At 66.8% G+C, this 18,219-nt stretch carries 12 protein-coding genes and 4 pseudogenes; 10 read left to right on the forward strand and 6 right to left on the reverse strand.

What is annotated here, in order from left to right; translation table 11 throughout:
• Positions 1–30: 30 nt before the first annotated feature.
• On the forward strand, positions 31–6,528 hold the full coding sequence (locus ACWCPF_RS44650; protein ID WP_451050899.1) for an amino acid adenylation domain-containing protein: 6,498 nt from the start codon (positions 31–33) through the stop codon (positions 6,526–6,528).
• Between the two features lie 90 nt (positions 6,529–6,618).
• On the opposite strand, the gene ACWCPF_RS44655 is transcribed toward ACWCPF_RS44650, so the two are convergent.
• The gene (locus ACWCPF_RS44655) at positions 6,619–7,839 is read right to left on the reverse strand and encodes an FAD-dependent oxidoreductase (RefSeq protein WP_451050900.1); all 1,221 of its coding nucleotides are present in this window, start codon (positions 7,837–7,839) and stop codon (positions 6,619–6,621) included.
• 4 nt (positions 7,840–7,843) lie between these two features.
• A complete protein-coding gene (locus ACWCPF_RS44660) occupies positions 7,844–9,469 on the reverse strand; it encodes a (2,3-dihydroxybenzoyl)adenylate synthase (protein ID WP_451050901.1) in 1,626 nt (541 codons plus the stop codon).
• A 116-nt stretch (positions 9,470–9,585) separates the two neighbouring features.
• Here ACWCPF_RS44660 and ACWCPF_RS44665 point away from each other — a divergent pair, with 116 nt between their 5' ends.
• The 4 genes and pseudogenes from ACWCPF_RS44665 (at position 9,586) to ACWCPF_RS44680 (ending at position 11,451) form a co-directional block, all read left to right on the forward strand.
• Positions 9,586–9,867, forward strand: a complete 282-nt coding sequence (locus ACWCPF_RS44665) for a hypothetical protein (RefSeq protein WP_451050902.1) — start codon at positions 9,586–9,588, stop codon at positions 9,865–9,867.
• A gap of 209 nt (positions 9,868–10,076) precedes the next feature.
• Positions 10,077–10,170: pseudogene (locus tag ACWCPF_RS44670) on the forward strand (IS5/IS1182 family transposase); the annotation flags it as partial.
• 775 nt (positions 10,171–10,945) lie between these two features.
• A complete protein-coding gene (locus ACWCPF_RS44675; protein WP_451050909.1) occupies positions 10,946–11,338 on the forward strand; it encodes a hypothetical protein in 393 nt (130 codons plus the stop codon).
• The gene (locus ACWCPF_RS44680; RefSeq protein WP_451050903.1) at positions 11,284–11,451 is read left to right on the forward strand and encodes a 2Fe-2S iron-sulfur cluster-binding protein; all 168 of its coding nucleotides are present in this window, start codon (positions 11,284–11,286) and stop codon (positions 11,449–11,451) included. The genes ACWCPF_RS44675 and ACWCPF_RS44680 overlap by 55 nt, the downstream gene beginning before the upstream one ends.
• A gap of 24 nt (positions 11,452–11,475) precedes the next feature.
• On the opposite strand, the gene ACWCPF_RS44685 is transcribed toward ACWCPF_RS44680, so the two are convergent.
• Positions 11,476–12,141, reverse strand: coding sequence for a hypothetical protein (locus ACWCPF_RS44685; RefSeq protein WP_451050904.1), 666 nt, complete (start codon positions 12,139–12,141; stop codon positions 11,476–11,478).
• Positions 12,142–12,678: 537 nt separating this feature from the next.
• On the opposite strand from ACWCPF_RS44685, the pseudogene ACWCPF_RS44690 reads away from it, so the two are divergent.
• Positions 12,679–13,244, forward strand: a pseudogene (locus ACWCPF_RS44690) (transposase); the annotation flags it as partial.
• A 46-nt stretch (positions 13,245–13,290) separates the two neighbouring features.
• Positions 13,291–13,947, forward strand: a complete 657-nt coding sequence (locus ACWCPF_RS44695) for a hypothetical protein (protein WP_451050905.1) — start codon at positions 13,291–13,293, stop codon at positions 13,945–13,947.
• 448 nt (positions 13,948–14,395) lie between these two features.
• Here the strand turns inward: ACWCPF_RS44695 and ACWCPF_RS44700 are convergent, their stop codons facing one another.
• The gene (locus ACWCPF_RS44700) at positions 14,396–14,857 is read right to left on the reverse strand and encodes a hypothetical protein (RefSeq protein WP_451050910.1); all 462 of its coding nucleotides are present in this window, start codon (positions 14,855–14,857) and stop codon (positions 14,396–14,398) included.
• Positions 14,770–15,012 carry an SDR family oxidoreductase gene (locus tag ACWCPF_RS44705; RefSeq protein WP_451050906.1) on the reverse strand — a complete coding sequence of 81 codons (243 nt, stop codon included), beginning with the start codon at positions 15,010–15,012 and terminating at the stop codon, positions 14,770–14,772. The genes ACWCPF_RS44700 and ACWCPF_RS44705 overlap by 88 nt, the downstream gene beginning before the upstream one ends.
• A gap of 43 nt (positions 15,013–15,055) precedes the next feature.
• Between ACWCPF_RS44705 and ACWCPF_RS44710 the strand changes: the two genes are divergently transcribed.
• A complete protein-coding gene (locus tag ACWCPF_RS44710) occupies positions 15,056–15,385 on the forward strand; it encodes a hypothetical protein (RefSeq protein WP_451050907.1) in 330 nt (109 codons plus the stop codon).
• Positions 15,386–15,389: 4 nt separating this feature from the next.
• Here ACWCPF_RS44710 and ACWCPF_RS44715 read toward each other — a convergent pair whose 3' ends face one another.
• Complete coding sequence (locus ACWCPF_RS44715; protein ID WP_451050908.1) at positions 15,390–17,549, reverse strand: FhaA domain-containing protein; 2,160 nt, start codon at positions 17,547–17,549, stop codon at positions 15,390–15,392.
• A gap of 234 nt (positions 17,550–17,783) precedes the next feature.
• Between ACWCPF_RS44715 and ACWCPF_RS44720 the strand changes: the two are divergent.
• A pseudogene (locus ACWCPF_RS44720) lies at positions 17,784–17,946 on the forward strand (IS630 family transposase); the annotation flags it as partial.
• Positions 17,947–18,000: 54 nt separating this feature from the next.
• Positions 18,001–18,100, forward strand: a pseudogene (locus tag ACWCPF_RS44725) (cytidine deaminase); the annotation flags it as partial.
• Between the last annotated feature and the right edge of the window lie 119 nt (positions 18,101–18,219).

The following is an 18,219-nucleotide window of genomic DNA, read 5'->3' on the forward strand; positions in this document are numbered from 1 at the left end:
GCCAACGCCCTGCTCGGCACCGCACTCACATTGCGCGATGTCTTCGACCACCCCCGCATCAGCGAACTCGCCCGAATCGCCGACACCACCACCGCGACCACCGCTACCACCGCTACCACCGAGACATCCAGCACACGAATCGGCGAACTGCCACGCCCAACCCCCCTACCAGTCTCATACGGACAACAAGCACTCTGGTTCACAGAGCAGATCGCAGGGCGTCCGATCTATCGGACTGAAATCGTGCTGCAAGCAGGCGTGCGGCTCGATCTGGATGCTTTGGCCACGGCGGTACGCCGGATAGTCGCTCGTCACGAGATCTTGCGTACGATCCTCGTGCCGGACGAGGAGACCTCATCGCTCCGCCAGGTCATCTGCGCGGAACCCGACGACGACACCAAGGTCCTGGAGGTCGAACACGTCGGTCCTGAGCTGCTCAGCGACAAGATCGCTCAGGTTGCCGCACTGCCACTTGACTTCACCTCCGAGTTCGGGCTGAAGTTTCATTTGTTGCGCCATTCCGATGGTGATGTGCTGGTGGCTTACGGGCATCACATAGTTACCGATGCGGATTCCTTTGGGATTCTTGTCCAAGAGCTGAACAAGTTCTATCTCGAAGCGGCTTCCGGTAATTCCACCGAGGTCGCGTCCTTGCCGATCCAGTATGCCGACTTCGCGGTCTGGCAGCGACATGTGCTGGGCAGTCGGAGAGATCCGGAGTCTCGCTATCAATCGGACCTGCGGTACTGGCAGGACGTGCTGTCGGATATCCCGACGGAAACCGTCCTACCCCTCGACCAACCACGCAACGGATCCGAAGAACGAACCATACGACCTGCCACCACGTCCCTCACCAGCAGTGAGACAGCCACGGTCGACGAATTCCTGGTCGAGCACAAGGCAACACCGCTGCAGGCGTTGATTGCGGCATTCTCGTTGGCGCTCTGGGACGAAGGTGCCGGCGATACGGTGCCTGTCGGCACCCCGGCCAGTCTGCGCGACCAGCCCGAATTGCAGGACCTCATCGGGTACTTCGTGAACACCGTCGTGGTGCGCGCCGATATCGACGCCGCAACCGGGTTCGCGCAGACGCTGCTCCGTTGCCGCGATCGCATGCTCGAAGCTGCTGACCACAAGCTCGTTCCGTTCGAGCAGGTCGTCGAGGCGGTGAACCCGCCGCGCCAGGTCGGGATCAGTCCGCTTTTCCAGGTGATGGCCGCCTACGTGGATCGCGGTGGAGATTCGGGTGCGGCGTCGCCGCTCACCAACTACGCCTCGACCACTGCGGATGGCCCGCTGGAATCTCAGCCTGCGCTGTTCGATCTCGTGTCGAGTATCGAAAGGCTGGACAGCGGCGCATTCGGAATGAATCTGAACGCGGCCCGCGAGCTGTTCTCGGCGGAAACCACGTCACGGTTGTTGCGGAACACAGCGCGCTTCCTTGTGCTTGGATCCCAGCACCCGGATCTGACGGTCAGGCAACTCGCCCAGATCGTTCGTGCCGGCGACGAGGGCCGGACCAAAGCCGACAACACCAAAGCAGACAACAACGTCGGTGACATTCGCCGCTTCCAGCTGCCGCTCGAAGATTTCGACATCAGCGTGGCTCCGCTCTGGCGGGCGGCGATCGACCACGTCAGTCACGCCCTGTCGGGAGCAAGCCTCGCCTTGCGATTGGCGATCCGCGACAGCGGCGCCGGTGAACTGGTCGCCGAAACCGGCAATCCTGAGCTGCTGGATGCGGTCAGAGAGAAGCTCACCGAGCTGGTCACCGCATATCAGGCAAAAATTCCGATGGTCGTCGTCCCGCCCACCCGGGCCTCGTCCGGATACAAGGACGACGAATTGGCGGCTGTCCTCGACGATCCGTTCTGGGAGGACTGGGTAGATCAGCTCGCTGATGCGACCGCCACTGTGCTGCCGCAGCGAGGCGACTCGGTGGCTTCCGAAGCCTCGGAAGCATCAAGTGTCACGGCTGGACGAGCGGCTCCCGCCACAGACGAAACCTCCGAAACCTCTCTGCGGTCCGTTGTGCTGGCGGCCGTGGCCAAGGCCTTGGCCGAGATCGCTGAAGGTGATCTGCTCGTGGAGCTCCATGAGTCCGACGGTCCCCTGATGACGCGTAGATTCCCCGTGCTGCTTGATGATGGTGACGTCATCGGACTGAACCCGGAGCGAGCGGCCGAGTATGCCTCGCTGGCCGGACACCCCCGGTTCAGCCGCTTCTTCGATGATCTTCCGATACCACGGATCCGTGTAGGTGTGTTCCGCAGCCACGCGGAGCTGATCACCGAGCCTGCTGCGGGTGTCGGCGTACCAGAGGACGGACTCGACATCCATGTCCTCATCGCGGGTCGTGAGCCCGGCGATTGCGTCGTCCGCGTCCGGGTGGAGTCGGCGGACACCGTTGATGTCGACACCGAGGCAGTGGCCGCCGCCATTGCCGAAGAGATTGCCGGAGCCGGCGTCCCTGCCCCCGGCCGCGAGCGTCGAGAGGCATTCGCTCTGCGTCGCGCCGACCGGGTCACGTTGACGCCCGGCGAAGAAGAATCCATCCGAGCCCGCTACGGGTACGACGCCCAGATCCTTCCGCTTGCCCCCTTGCAGCGCGGATTGTTCTACCACCTGCTGCGGTCCCGGGAATCCGACGACCACAACACCTACGTCTCGCAGATCACCCGACAGATCGCGGGAGATCTCGACCCCGAGCGGATGACGGCCTCCATCGCCAGTGCGATGGAGAGGTACCCCAATCTCCAGGCGGCGTTCGTCCCACCCGGGGACGTACAAGTGATCCCGTCCGGTGTCGAAGTCCCGGTACGGGTCATCCGATTGGAGGAGTGGGGTGGCCGCAGGGTCGATGTGGAGGAGTTCCTGGCGGCCGAGCGAGGTGAGCCGTTCGACTTCGAGGTCCCGCCGCTGATCCGGTTCACGGTGCTCGAACACGGCCACCGAGCGTGGACATTGGTCATGAGTTTCGAGCACATCCTGCTGGATGGCTGGTCCATCAACGGGCTGTTCGCCGAAATCCTCAGCATCTACGCCGATGACGGCTACGTCGATCGCGTGCGACCGGCGTCTTTCCGCTCCTACCTGGACTGGGTCGACGACCAGGATCCCGCTACCGCCTATCGCGCCTGGGACGGCTACCTCGCGGAACTGACCGGTCCGACGTTGCTGTGCCCTGACTTCGTCGACCTCGGTGACGCACAGAGCGAGACCGGTGAACTTCACCTCGATCTCAGCCCGGCAGAGGCCGCGACGGTGTTCGGTGCCGCACGAGATGCCAAGGTCACGGTGGGTACCGTGCTGCAGACCGCCTGGGGGATCGCGCTCAGCCGGCTCACCGGCAGCAACGACGTCGTATTCGGAAACACGGTTTCCGGTCGGCCGCCGTCGTTGCCCGACGCCGACCGAATCATCGGGCTGCTGTTCAACACGGTCCCGATGCGGGTGAGTCTGCCCCCGTTCCAAACGAAACGGCAGCTGCTCGCCCAGGTCCAGTCCGAGCAACTGCTCGTCATCGACCATCCGCAAGCCGCTCTGACACAGATCCAGACCAACGCAGGCGTTCCTGTTCTGTTCGACACGCTGTTCGTCGTGCAGAACGTGCCGCTCGGCCAGGCCGCGGGGCAGGACACCGCCGGGTTGCAGGTCGTCGACGCAAAGGTCGATGACGCGACCCACTACCCAGTGACGTTCGCGGTCGACCCGGAAGAACGCGACGGAGCGGCGACCGTGCACGTACGCCTGTCCTACCGCCGGGACGTTTTCGATGCCCCGGCCGCGGAGCTGTTGCTCAAGCGCTACGTCCAGGTGCTCGTTTCCCTTACCCGCCGGCTTGATGAGCCCGTCGGTACGTTGTCCGCGCTGTTGCCGGACGAGACCGCCCCGCATACGGGTATCGCCGCTGACCTCATCCGCGACATCGAACCGGTCACGGTCGCCGAGTTGCTGCACCGGCAGGTGCGGCTGTCCGCATCGGAGACGGCGCTTGTCGCCGGCGATCGCCGGTTCACCTTCGCGGAGTTCTTCGCCGAGGTGAACCGCTACGGCCGACTTCTGCTCGACGAGGGAGTGCGCCCAGAGCACCGGGTCGCGCTGCTGCTGCCGCGCGACGAGCGCACGGTCATCGCGATGTTCGCGGTGTTCGCCATTGGAGCCGCCTACGTCCCGGTGGACAGTGAACTGCCGGACGAACGGATCGGCTACATGATCGAGGTCGCTGAACCGACCGTCACTCTGGTGACCGACCGCGATGTGGATCGGCTCACCGGCGCCGTCGGCAAGGTGATCAACCTGGATTCCACGACGACGGTGGATCGCCTCGCGCAGACCGGAACAACTCCGATCACGGCAGCGGAACGCGGCGGGGAGGTCTCGCTCGACAACCTCGCGTACATCATCTTCACCTCGGGCACCACCGGACGGCCCAAGGGAGTCGCCGTCGGCTACCGCGGACTGACGAACATGTACGTCAACCACGTCGAGAAGATCTTCGATCGGGTGGTGGACCACCAGCGCGGGCGCCGGATGAAGATCGCGCACACGACGTCCTTCTCCTTCGACGCCTCGTGGGAGCAGCTGTTCTGGCTGCTGAACGGCCACGAGGTGCACGTCATCGACGAGGAGATGCGACGCGACCATCAGCGGCTGCTGGCGCACTACGACGAGGTCTGCATGGACGGGTTCGATGTGACCCCGTCGTACGGGCAACTGCTCGTCGAAGAAGGGCTGCTGGAGCGAGACCGGCCGGCCGGCCGGTCCGTTTCCTCCGATGCGCCCGGTGTCGTCTTCGTCTCCCTCGGCGGCGAGGCCGTCCCCGACCGGCTCTGGCAGCAGCTGCGCGGCGCCCCCGGAGTCGAGTCGTACAACCTCTACGGACCTACCGAGTACACCATCAACGCCCTCGGCGCCGACCTGGCCGACAGCACCGACTCAAGTGTCGGGACGCCGATCTTCAACACCCGGGCCTACATCCTCGACGAGAACCTGCAACCTGCCCTTCCCGGTGTCGCCGGCGAGCTCTACCTGGCCGGCGAAGGAACCGCGCGCGGATACTGGGGCCAGTCCGCGCTGACCGCCGAACGTTTCGTCGCCTGCCCGTGGGAACCGGCGGAACGCATGTACCGCACCGGAGATCTCGCCCGGTGGAACGAAGCCGGGATGATCGACTACCTCGGTCGCGCCGACGAACAGATCAAGATTCGCGGTTATCGCATCGAACCGGACGAGATCCGGGACGTGGTGCAGGAGTTCCCCGAGGTGACGCGCGCCGAAGTCGTCGCCTTCGAGCACGCCACCGGGCTACAACTGGCCGCCTACTACCGCACGACGGCGGACCGCGACATCAGCGAGTCGCTGCGCAACCATCTGGCCAAGTACCTGCCCGACTACATGGTCCCGGCAGCCCTTGTCCCGGTGGAGTCCTTCCCCCTCACCCCGACCGGCAAGCTGGACCGCCGAGCGTTGCCCGCGGCTGACGTGGCCGCGTCCGGAGTCAGCGCGGGCCGGGCACTCGAGTCGGAGACGGAGCTGGCGGTGGCCGCGATCTTCCGTGCCGTGCTCGACCTCGACGAGGGACTGGCCCTGGGCGCCGCGAGCGACTTCTTCCGGCTGGGCGGGCATTCGCTCGCGGCAATGCGGCTCGCGTCGCAGATGAATCGCGCGTTCCCCGTGAACATAGCCATGCGGGACGTCATCACCGCTTCGACGATCGGCGAACTGAGTGCGGTGGTCGACAAGAGGACGCAGCCGGGCGCCGATACCGAGGTCGACATCACCGCGATCGCGACCCGATTCACTCAGTCCCTGAACGGCCGCACCCTGTTCTGCGCGCACCCGAAGTTCGGCGCCTCGTCCATGTACTCGGAACTGTCGCGATACCTCCCGGACGGGGTCGGGCTGGTCGGGATCGACGATCCGGCGATCATCGGCATGGAGGTGGACTTCGACGACCTCGACGACCTCGCCTCAACCTACGCCGACGTCATCCAGGGGCTCCAGCCGGCCGGACCGTACGAACTGCTGGGTTGGTCGTACGGCGCACACATCATGTTCGCCGTGGCACGCCAGCTTCTCTCCCGAGGGGAACGCGTCGGCCCCCTGGTGATCGTGGATGCCATGCCTGCCGGTTCGGAGAACTCGGGGGAGCTCCTCGTACGACCGGGATCTGCCGAGTCGATGCGTGACGAAATGCTGAAAGCGTTCGGCGAGGAAGCGTTCAACGAGTTGCTCGCCGACGCGAAGCAGCTCAAGGCTGTCGAGACGGCCGGCCGTCGTTGCGATGTCCTGACGTCCACGCCGACGCGGGGCAGTCTCGACATCGAGACGCTCGTGATCGCGTCATCCGCGACGCACACGCCCCGAGTGGCGGAGCTGGGCCGCGAGGACGCGCTGGGCTGGGACGGTCACTTGACCAACTTCTCGTTCTTCGTCGCTGAGGACGAAGACCACCAGTCCATCCTCGAACCCGATTCCGGTCTACTGAAGTGGGGCCCGCTGCTGACGAACCTGTTGGACGGCTGAGCGGATTTCGAGGTCTGGTGCGGTACGGCGAGCCGTACCGCACCAGACTCGGAGCCGATGAGCCGATGAGCCGATAACTCAGGTGATGGCTCAGGTGATGGCGGCAGCGTCTTGCAGGCTGTCGAACAGGGCCGCGCGGCGCATGTAGGCGCGGGCGGTGTCGAACTTCTCGGCGGTGCGGCGCAGTTCGTCGAAGTTGTGTCGACGCACTTCGGGGTCGCGTTCTTCCAACAGCCGTTTGTTGGCGATCGTCTGGGCCTGTACGTAGTTCACCGCGGCATGGCGGCGCTGGCGGCTGTAAAGGTCGAGCAGGTCGTCGTCGGCCTCACCGGCGATCACCTTCGCGAGCTTCTCCGTCAGGTTGATGGCGTCATGGATACCGCCGTTCATACCCATGCCGCCGATCGGGTTGTTCACGTGCGCGCTGTCGCCGGCGAGCAGGATGCGCCCCTGACGGAAGGTCGCGGCCACGCGCTGATTGACCGGGTAGACGTTGCGGTACTCGATGTCGTACGAGCCGGTCTTCGGGAGGAACTTCTGCAGCCGCTGCTCGACGCGCGCCGGCGACAACGCGGTGGCGTCGTCCTCGTCGTGGCCGATCGGCAGGATCACCCGCCAGAGCCCGCCGGGCGTTTCTCCCCGCACCTTGAACACGTTGGCCCACTCATGGGGGTCGGAGAAGTAGTTGCGAAACGCCAGCTCCGGCTTGACGGTCTTGAGGTCGAAGCTGGTCGCGATCTTGATGAACCGCTCCGGATAGGTGAATCCCTCGAATTCGATGCCGGCGAACTTGCGCACCGTCGATCGGCCACCGTCACAGCCGACGACGTAGGCCGCCGCCAGGCGTTCCGTGCCGGCGGGTGAGGTGTACTCCACCTCGATGCCGTTCGCGGTTTCGGTCAGACCGGTCAGCGTGTGGGAGAACCGCACGTCGAAGTCGGATTCGTTCGCGTATTCCGCGGCGATGGCAGCGGTCAGCTTGTACTGCTCGTACTGCAGCACGTACGGGAACCGGATCTCGTCCTTGAGCCGGCCGAGATCGAACTCCGCCACGACCTCTCCGGTCGGCCGGTCGTGGAAGCGATAGGTGCTGGAGAGCAGACTGTGCGCCCGGATCTTCTCGGTGACGCCCAGTTCGTCGAGCATCTCCAGTGTGCTCGGATGGATGGTCGCCGCGCGCTGATCCTGCACCGGCGCCGGCTCGGACTCGAGAACGGTCACCGGGATACCGCGCCGATTCAGCGCCAGCGCGCAGACCATTCCGACGGGGCCCGCGCCCACGACGAGGACACGTGTGGTCTTGTTCGACATGCGTCTAACTCAGCTCGCGCTGCAGGCGCTTGCTGACCTTGCCGACCGCGGTGTAGGGGAACTCGTCGACGACCTCCACGACATCGGGGAGCTTGAACGTGGCGAGGCCCTTGTCGCGCAGGAACTGGCGCAGCTTGCCCAAGGTGAGCTCGGCCGCGCTCTCCGGCGTCCGGGGAATCAGGTACGCCTTGACACGTTCGCCGAGAACCTCGTCATCGACGCCGACGACGGAGACGTTGTGGACGCCGGCATGAGTGAGCAGCGCGTTCTCCAGTTCCTCGGGCGCGATCTTCTCGCCGCCCCGGTTGATCTGGTCCTTCGACCGTCCCACGACTCTGATGAAGCCGCGCTCGTCCCGCTCGACGATGTCACCGGTGCGGTAGAAACCGTCGCTGGTGAACGCCAGCGCATTCTGCTCGGGGTTGCGGTAGTACCCGCGAATCACCGACGGTCCTCGGGTCAGCAGGTGGCCGGGTGCACCGGGTGGCACGTCGTTGCCCTCGTCGTCGATGACGATGCACTCGTCGGCCTCGGAGGCCGGCCGGCCCTGGTACCTCACGCTGGTGGCCCGGTCGACGTCGGCGGGATTGCTGACGACGAGGCCCTCGCCCATCCCGAAGCTCTGCGACAGTTGCACGCCGAACTCCGGCTCGACCCGACCCGCCACTGATTCGCTCAGCTTCGCGCCGCCGCACATGAGCACCTTCAGGCTGGAGATGTCATAGGACTTGCGGAGCGAGGAGTTCAGCCAGGCCAGCAGGATCGGAGGTACCAGCGAAACGCGGGTCACCCCGTGCTTCTCGATCAGCGGGAACGCCGCATCGGGGCTGCCGTTCGGTGCGATCACAATGGTGGCGCCCACGCTGAACGCGCCAAGGAATCCGGGCGAACGCGTCGACATGCTGTGGCAGATCGGTATGACCAGCAGATGCACGGTGCGCTCGGTGATGCCCCGTTCCCCAACGCTTCGCCGCAGTGCGTAGCCGTACGTCTGGTGCGTGTGCGGCATCAGCTTCGGAACGCCCGTCGTGCCGCCCGACATCTGCAACAGAGCGACGTCCTGCGGGCTGCACCGTCGCGCGTGCTCGAGCGATCCCTTCGACTGCAACGCCTTGTACTCAGCGCCGCCGCCATCACGTTCGAGCACTACGGTGTGCTCCAGATGCGGCCAACGCTGCTTCAGGTCGGCGGCCATCGCAGCGAGATCGGTGCCGCTGTCCGAGGCGACCGTGATGTAGGCACGCGCCTCGGCGATCTCGATGAAGTGCTCGATCTCGGCACGACGGTGCGCGATGGGAGCGACGACGGGAACCGCCCCGAGCTCCCACAAGGCGAAGACGAAGGCAATGTACTCATAGATGTTGGGCAGGTGTACCACCACCCGGTCGCCACGGCTCAGCCCCAGATCCTGCAGGCCGGCAGCGAGGCGCAGGACCTCGTCCGTGAGCTGTGCATAGCTCAACTCGGCTTTGCGGTCGATGACGGCGAGTTTGTCGGGACAGCGCTCCGCGGTGGCGAACAGCAGCTCCGGCAGCGTCTGATCGCGCCAGTACCCCTCGGCGACGTACTTGGCTGCCGTCTCCGACGGAAACGGAACGACCCCGTCAAGGGCCAACGGTTCGATGCTCACTTGGTTTCCCTTCGAGGAGCTACATCCCAGCCCAGAGAGGGTAGGCTACCCTAACTTCACAATCAACGGTGCTGGATCCGGTCCGCCAGGGGACGCGCACAGCGTCGCTCCATCACGTGACCGACCGAACCGGGATCGCGACGGTTCGCTGTTGCGCACGGCAGGGGTTGTCCCGGTTCGAACATCCGGCCGTGCCGATCCTGGCGGGGAAGAACCGCGAACCCAGCTGGCCAGACGGAGTGGTGGGCAGCCTCATGCATGGCGACGGGTATCGCGCCGCGGCGGTCACGAACTCACTGGGCATCGCCTCTCGGTCGGCATCGACGCCGAAGTCCACCGGCCGTTTCCTGACGGAGTCGACGAGGCCGTCACCGTTGCCGGCGAGGCGCAGATGTTGACGGGACATCTGCTGGTCCCCGGACCGCGCATCGGCGGTACGGCGATCGCCGGGTTCGACGGACGGTGGTCAGTCATGGGCCGTCAGGTGTTGACGGCGGTTGGGCCGGCCGCGGTGACTGACACCGGCGTGCCAGGGCGTGTCCGCGATGTGGTGGGGTTGTCGGTCTGTGCATGGTGCGTCGTCATGAGCTGACGGATGAGTCGTGGGGTGGCCGCGGACGAGGGCTACTCATCCACGAAGATCCGCGCCTACCTGCGCAGACGAGGCATCCGGGCCGTGATCCCCGAACGCATCGACCAGATCAACGGCCGCATCCGCTGCAGCGAGAGCCGCTGCCGCCTCGACCGGGCCGCCTACCGCCGCCGCAACGCCGTCGAACGCTGCTCGACGCCACACACTGGGACGACGTGGTCACCAAGCTCGGCTACGAGCGCCTGCGCCGCCACGACCTCCGGCACACCGGACTGACCTGGTTCGCCGACGCCGGAGTTCAAGTGCGTCCTTCGCAGGATCGCCGGCCACGGATCGCTGACCACCACCCAGCGCTACCTGCATCCGGACGTACACAAGATCACGGCCGCCGGGGCGGCGCTCTCCGCGCTCATTGCCCAGGAATGATCAAGGGCCGGTTTCGGATGCCTCCGAAACCGGCCCTGACCTGCGACTGTCTCCAGTCGGGACGACAGGATTTGAACCTGCGACCCCTTGACCCCCAGGAGTGAGGGCCATAGGAACTACCTGCGCATATCAGGCAGAACTAGGGTGCGGGGCGTGCGTCCGCGCACGTGCTGTTCAGGGTCGCGACCTCCGTGTGGTCCCCAACTGGTCCCCACGACAGTGGGGACAGCGTGGGCATCTGCCTGCCATAGAGCAGCAGGTGCCGGACGGATCACCGCCGGGACAACGAGTGTGTATGGGGCGATACAGGCGAAGGCGATGCTGGAGAGCTCCTCCACCGCCTACTGGTGGTCGGCCGGCTCCTTCGCCACGGAACTGATCGTCTGCGCACTCCTCTACCGCTCCGGCATACCCAAGCAGGTCGACAACCGGCTGACGGCGGCCGCACCCGCGGCTCCATGGCGTTTCTGGACTGCCTGGAGCGCTACGGGGACCGCGCACGGATCCGGCCGCAGGACGCGTGCGGCCTGCTGGACCTCGTCTCCTTCGTCGGCTCGCCCCGCGTTGGCACGCTGGTGCACGGCTGCGGCCCGGAGCCGCTGCCTGGGGCCGCGCAGGAGAGTTGCGTCGGTTGGACCGCTGATACCCAGGGCATCGAGCGGTTCGCCCAGGTCCCGCCAACCGCCGAGGCTGCTCCCGCGGACGCCTTCGACGTGGTGCTCGCCCGGTCGGGGTGCACGCTCACCGTGCCGCCGGACCGATCGGTGCTCGAAGTGGTGAAGGAGGCGGGTGTCCGGTGCTGTTCTCCTGCCGGGAAGGCACCTGCGGCACCTGTGAGACGGACGTGCTGAACGGTACGTCGGACCACCGGGACTCAACTCTCGACGAGGACGAGCGGCCTCGGACAACACCATGCCGATCTGCGTCTCGCGTTCCTGCGGCCCGGCTGGTGTTCGACCTCTGACCGGGAGGGCAGCCGCACGAGGACTCAGTCGTCGTTTCCGGAGTTCTCCCTCGCCAGGAACCTCTGGCGAGCCCAGAGGCTCAGCAGTGCCGTTCCGCCGAGCAACAGCGGCACCGGGTCTCGGGCAGGCGGGGCCAGCACATATCCCAGCGCCGTGGCCGTGCAGACCGTCAGGGGAATGAACGCCGCCGCACCCTCCATCCCCCATCGCAACCTCGGTTGAGCAGTGCCCAGGGCGCTCGCCCCACCGGGCACCCAAGGGCCGACAGCGACCACCAGCAGTCCCGCGGTGACGCACGCGTCGACCAGCGGACAGGACATCACCTCGGGGTCGTGCGGGCCGACCGCCCACAGTCTCAGGGTGTCGCCCATCAGCATGAGGGACACCCCGGCGAACCCGACCCACAAGGTGTCTCTCTGGTCGCTCCGTACGAGACGGCGCAGGGCGAAGAGAAAACTGAGGAACATGACCTCCGCGGCCCACAGAACACCGACCATCCCCGTCCCCAGCCGCCAACCGTCACCGGCCCCCCGCAGCAGTACCCATCCCGTCATGAACACGGCCCCAGTCGTGACGACCCCGTCGAGCACGCGCCGCAGCAACACATGCCGACCTGTACCGGCATCGGCCGCGACCACCAAACCGGCCATCCCCAGGCCGACCGTCAGCGTCACGCCGGTGACCACCACACAACCCAGCAACGATCGCCCGTCCCCTCCCGAAGCCGGAGGCTGAGCAGACAGCACGGTGACCGCTGCCCGGTACACACCTCCGGCTACCGCGGAACCCCCCAACAGCAGCAGACGCGTCCGCACCCGTCCGCTCGTTCCCCTCGCGCGGAGCATCAGGGAGGCCGCCAACCCCCAGCAACCGGCGGACGGCCCGAAAGCCGCCATCCGCGCCGCCCCGCTCCCGGCGGCCCACGACCCGCCGAACGTCAGAACCGTTCCCACGAGACCTGCCACGCCGACCGCGCCCCAGGTCCGCGCCCAGGTCCAACGGCAGCGGCCCGCCCGGAGCCTGAGCACGTCCGGCGACTTCCCCAACCCCGACATCAGGTGCGCCTTTCCACCGGTCCCCCGCCCGCAGGGCCTCCCCCGCAGCCCCCGGATCCACAGAGAAAGCGTAAAGATCCGGCACCCGGCCCCGAACGAAACCATCGGTTCATTCACTCGTACTGCGTAAGGAAGGAGAGATCACCGGCCCTCCGCTTCGCACAGCCACCTGCTGACCTCACCTGCCGGCTGCGGCCCAGCGCCCACACCTCACCGCAGCGGATCCTGTGCCATACCCACGGACGGGCAAGCACCAGCACATTCCGGTTCCCTGCCGGCCGTACTCGGTGATCTGCGCGCTGGAAACGGGCCGCAGTTCCCGGACCGCGCCATTGGACGCGCTGCGTCTGGCGCCGGGCAATGATGCCGCCACTGTCACCGCCGGGCAGATGCGCGAGCTCGTCGAGCGGCTGACGGCGGCGACGACCCGGAGATCCTGATCGTGGTGGACGCCGGCTGCGACGTGCCCCGCCTGCCTTCCTCCTGAAGGATCTGCCGGTGCAGCTGCTGGGCCGAATGCGGTCGCACCGTGTCCTGCGCCGCGCAGTCCCGACGCGGGAGCCCGGTGTCCGGGGGCGCCCCCTCGTCACGGGGGTGAGTTCGTGTTCGGTGACCCCGAAACCTGGGGCACACCCGACGAGCAGACGACGACCGAGACCCGTCTCTACGGCACCGCCGTCGCACGGGCCCGGCGGTTGTCTTCTCAAGGCATGGGTCGCGAGGCATGGGTCGCGTCTGTGAATTTGAGCGCCCCTGCAGTACTGGACTACTAATGTCCTGGTCATGAACGATTCGCTCTCTTCCGAGAGCTTCTTCCATGGCGCCAGGGAGGCCGCCCACAAAGCCATGGAGGACCATGGCCGCCCAGAGCACGACGAGTTCGCGCTCCACGCCGGCGTCGCCGTCGAGAAGCTGGCCAAGGCGGTCCTCGTCTCGAAGAACCCGGTCTACATCGGGGAGATCCGCAGCAACAGCGCAGACATGGTGCTGTACCTCGGAGGGCACCTCCAGGCGGACGAAGAGAAGGTCCGCACGGTCGGGGCCATGGAGGCCATCAAGCGGCTCCGGAAGATCAACGTGCTGCAGCCGGACCCCCAGCTCGACCTGCTGATCGAGATGCGCAACGGAGCAGCTCACACCGCTGCTGACAGCACCCTGGCCAAGGGGATGATCTCTCCCCTCGCGCGGACGTCGCGGCACTGCTCGGTGATCTCGGCAAGCCGCTGGACGCCTTCTGGGAACGGTGGACGGACGCGGTCAAGGCCGCCGTCAACGAACAGGAGGACCAGGTCTTCCGCGACGTCCAGCTCCGGATCACCCAGGCCCGACACGCCTTCGAAGACCGGTTCGTCGGCCTTCCGGCGGAGGTCAAGGAGGGCGCTCTCAAGGCGCCCCAGCCCCGCAACGAGGAGTGGTTCGTCCGGCCGACGGAGTACCTGAAGGCCGGCATCGTTGTCCTGAAGACCTCGGGTGGCGAATGCCCGGCTTGCGGCGGTCAGGGACTCCTCACGTTCGAGCCGGCCAGCCGGACGGACACGAACACGCACTACTCCGCGAACGGCTTCGGCTGCTATCTGTGCAACTTCGAAGCGAGGGGGCCGGATGAGATGGCCGCCCTGCGGAAGGCCAACACTCCGCCGATGATGACCACGGTGTCGGTATCGCACGGGCCGACGCTTCCTCCTGAGGTGCTGAAGGCGCTGGACGAGGAAGACGCCTGATCCACACCCCGAATGCCCCGGCTCCCAGAGTCGGGGCATTCCCCATGTCCCGAACCGCGCCGGGTCCTCCTGCGCCCACCCCGCGAAGAGGTCCCCTTGTTGATCCCCGAGCGTGCTCAGAGTGGCCCCGGAGAAGGCTGACACCGGCCCCGACATCGGCAAGCTGATCAGCCAGTTCGCCCATTACGGCATCGCCCGGGTGGGCGTCGTCCTGCTGATCCGACGAAGTGCGCGGAAGGGAGGGTATGGTCGGCGACCAGGCTGCGGATGACGCGGTCGAGGTACAGGCCGTCGAGCGGTGGCCGGGCTACACCCGCGCCGGCCAGAGTCCGCCAGGTGAGGTCCGGGCGCATCCGAGGCACCCGGCCTCGAGGGCCCGTGGCGAAGGCGTAGCTGCTCAGGTCGCGCATGGCGGCCTGCGGAAGTACGGCGGGGTCGTCGATCCTGGACTTCCGCTCTTCGCCTTCAACCGTGTCCAGCCGGTAGCCGTTGCGGTGAAGGGCCTCGTGTACGCCGCCCATGAGCAGAGGTTCCGGGTGGATCAGGTGGAACGTCTTTCCTTCCGCGCCTTGGTCCAAGCAGAGCTGGACCAAGGCGCGTGCCACCACGTCGACCGCGTCGACGGGCAAGGAGACCCCGGTCGGGTCACCACGCCGGGGCGGAAGACCGTGACGGGCACACCCCGGACGGCCGCGGCGCGCAGTTCGCGTTCCGCTGTCACCTTGGTCTCCGCGTAGCCGAGTGTGCCCGCCGTCTCCGCGTCGGCGAGCGTCCGCTCGTCCACCTCGGTCAGTCCGATATCGCGGGCGGTGGCGAGCGTGGCAAGGGTGGAGACGAGACCCTTGGTGCACTACAACGTCGCCGGCGTCGACGGCACGTCCGGCACTGGCAAGTACGTCGCCGCGAACGGCGTCTGCACGTTCACCGCTCAGATCGTCGCGAAGAAGGAGACCGTCTCGGCGTCCAGCGCCGGGTTCGGTCTGACTCTGCCGATCCCGGTCCCGGTCGGCGTTCGCTATGTCTTCTCGGCGAGCCTTGAGGGCCGCGACGCGGACAACGGCATCTGGACCGGTGAGGCACCGCGTCAGCGTCTCCTCCCACCGCCGGGTCCTCCAGGTCCGACGCCTCGAAATCAGCCGGCAGATCGACTCCGGTGACAGATCACGCCCGTGCAGGAGCGGCGAAATAGCTGGGCGCGTTGTATCCCGAGTGAGGGTAGGAGGCCGCCCAGCTCACGGCCTCGGGCTGGGTGCGAGGGAAGTCCGCGGCCACCAGCGTCGCCAGGTCGAAGTAGGCCTCGCGGGTCCGTGCCTTCATCTGCTCCAGATCGACCTCCGAGCCCGTCGCAAGGTGCTCGTCGAACGGAATCATCACCACACCCCGGCACCGTGCACGGAAATGGTGCACGACCTCGTTCACCTTCACCGCCTTGCTCTTCCGGCGCGCCTCGGAGACCACGGTGATACTCCGGCTGACGAGGTCCTCGTACTGATGCGCAATGAGCCAGTCCAGGGTGGTACTGGCGCTGGTCGCGCCGTCCACGCTGGGCGTGGCGACCACGATCAGTTGATCGGCGAAATCCAAAATGCCCCGCATCGCGCTGTGCAGCAGGCCCGTGCCGGAGTCGGTGAGGATGATCGGGTAGTGCTGTCCGAGGCAGCTGACGACCTGTCGGTAGTCCTCGTCGTTGAACGCCGTCGAGAGAGCGGGGTCCACCTCATTGGCCAGGACCTCGAGGCCGCTCCGGGACTGGGAGGTGAAGCGCCGTACGGACATGTAGTTGGTGAGGTTCGGGATTTCGGCTACGAGGTCGCGGATGGTCGCGCCGGTTTCGCGACGGACACGGCGGCTGAGGGTGCCTGCGTCCGGATTGGCGTCGATCGCGACGACCCGGTCCTGCCGCTGGGTGGCGAGAGTCGCGCCCAGGGCGGTCGTGGTGGTCGTCTTGCCGACTCCGCCCTTGAGGCTGATGACGGCGATCTTGTGGCACTGCATCACCGGCGTGCGGAGGATGGCCAACTTCTGCTGGCGCTCTCGTTCGGCGGTCCTGCCGCCGATGCGCAACCGGCTGAGGATTCGTCGGCCGTTGGGCCTGCCGCGCAGCAGGCGGTCGGAGGAGAGTTCGACAGTCGCACTGTGCCCCAGTGCCCCGCGGCCGTTCCAGTCCGGCTCCAGCCATTGTGCCGGAGCGTGGTTCGCCGGCGGGCGAGCGTAGGGCAGTGTTCCGCCGGCGACCGTGGTCGGCGGCGCTCCCCTGTCATAGGGAACCGCAAGGGGTACTGCGCCGAAGCGGTTTCCCGCAGGCGCCGGGGAGTGATTCTCCGCCGGCCCGCCCTGCGTCACGGTCTCGTTGGCCGCCCGCGGGCTGGTCAACGGCTCCGTCGGCACACAGGCCTGGGGCCCGTCGGCGACGTGCGGGTCCGGCGGCGTGGGAACGAGCCCGTCGGAGAGTTCCCTGCCCCTGCCGGGTGCAGGATCGTTGGCGTACGTGTCGCGATCGTTCGTCACGTTCTGTCCATTCGACGAGATGGTGGGCCCCTCGGGCACGGAGTCGACGGCGTGGCGGCGGGCAGGCTTTACGCCCGGTACCACGCCTGCGGGCTCGAGCGCCGGACGCCCGCCCTGCCCGGCAGCGGGGGCACGCACCGCGTGCCCGGACCGAGACAGGACAACGACGCCCGGGCGGTCCGTCACGGGCTCGATGGGGCGGAGCGGCCGCGGTGGCGCGGCGAGAGTGCTCGGCGGGGCGGCGCGGACCAAGCTGCCGTTTTCGCTGAATGAAAGCCCCATTGATATAAACTGATCAGGAGTCAGTGCCCGCTTGTCGCCCCGCAGGACATGCGGCGGGGGCGGTTGCCAGGTCCGCGCGCCACCGCCGCCCAGACCGACCACCGTCGCGTACGTGGCGCGGGACCGCTGGTCGACTTCCAGGGCGCGCTGGACCTCGGGCGGCACCTCGAGGCGGCTGCGCACGCGATACTGCCCGACCTTCAAGTTCTCCGTCCGCTGTAGCTGAACCTTCAACGGACCTACGAACGAGTACTGCTGTTCCTCGGCATGTGCGCGCACCTTCTCGACCAGCTGTTCGCCGAGCATGGCCAGGCATGCGCCGTAAGCCTCGTGGTCGCCCGGACTGAGTTCGACGACGAAACCGTTGGGCACGATGGTGCAGCCCTGCATCCAGATCCTGGCGTTGACGTCGCACTCGCGCCGGAGCGCGCCGGCAAACTCCAGGGGCTGCACGGCGGATCTGAAGATCTTGGCGAAGGTGTCGTTGACTAGAGCCTCGAAGCGCTGTTCCAGCTTGTTCAGCGTTCCCACTTCAGCCTCCGGGTGCCGATCCGCTGCATGACAGTCAGATCGGCAGATGATGTCACTGATAGTACTTATGTAGACACACAGAGTGCCGATCTTGCGGCATGTCGCTGTATTTCACCGGATCGGTCGCAAATGCCCGCCCTTCGGGCGGCGTGGTCCGCCGGTTCGGCGCCGCCCTCGGAACGCGGGGGCTCCTGGCGCTGTGCCGTCCGGGCGGCGCGGTGTCGTCAGGCTGGGGTGGCAAAACGAGTACACGTCCGCGAGATCGATGACGACGAGAGACGGTGCCTGTCGCGGATCGTCCGCAGAAGCACCGGGTGAGTGGTGACCTGGCGGCGGGCCCAGACGGTGCTCTTGTCCGCGCAGGGCAAGCCGGTGGCAAAGGTTGCCGAAGTCAAGAAGTTCGCCAAGTCACCTGTTCGCCGCCTTGGACCTGAGCAAGGGCAGACTCTACGGCCACACCATGGCGGCCGCAGCTCACGTCCGGGACGCCCGGATCGTCACCGCCGTGAACGCCTACCACTTTCATCGGAGGCCCCTGCGCCGAGCTGGTCCCGGGGATATTCCGCCTCGTGATCACGGAAAGCGGGTCGACTGGGTCTCCACCGGCAGCGGCTACACCTGGGGCCAGGTGGCGTACGTCGACGGTCTGCTCTTCGAGATCGAGCCCAGG

This window comes from Streptomyces sp. NPDC001858 (assembly GCF_053594615.1).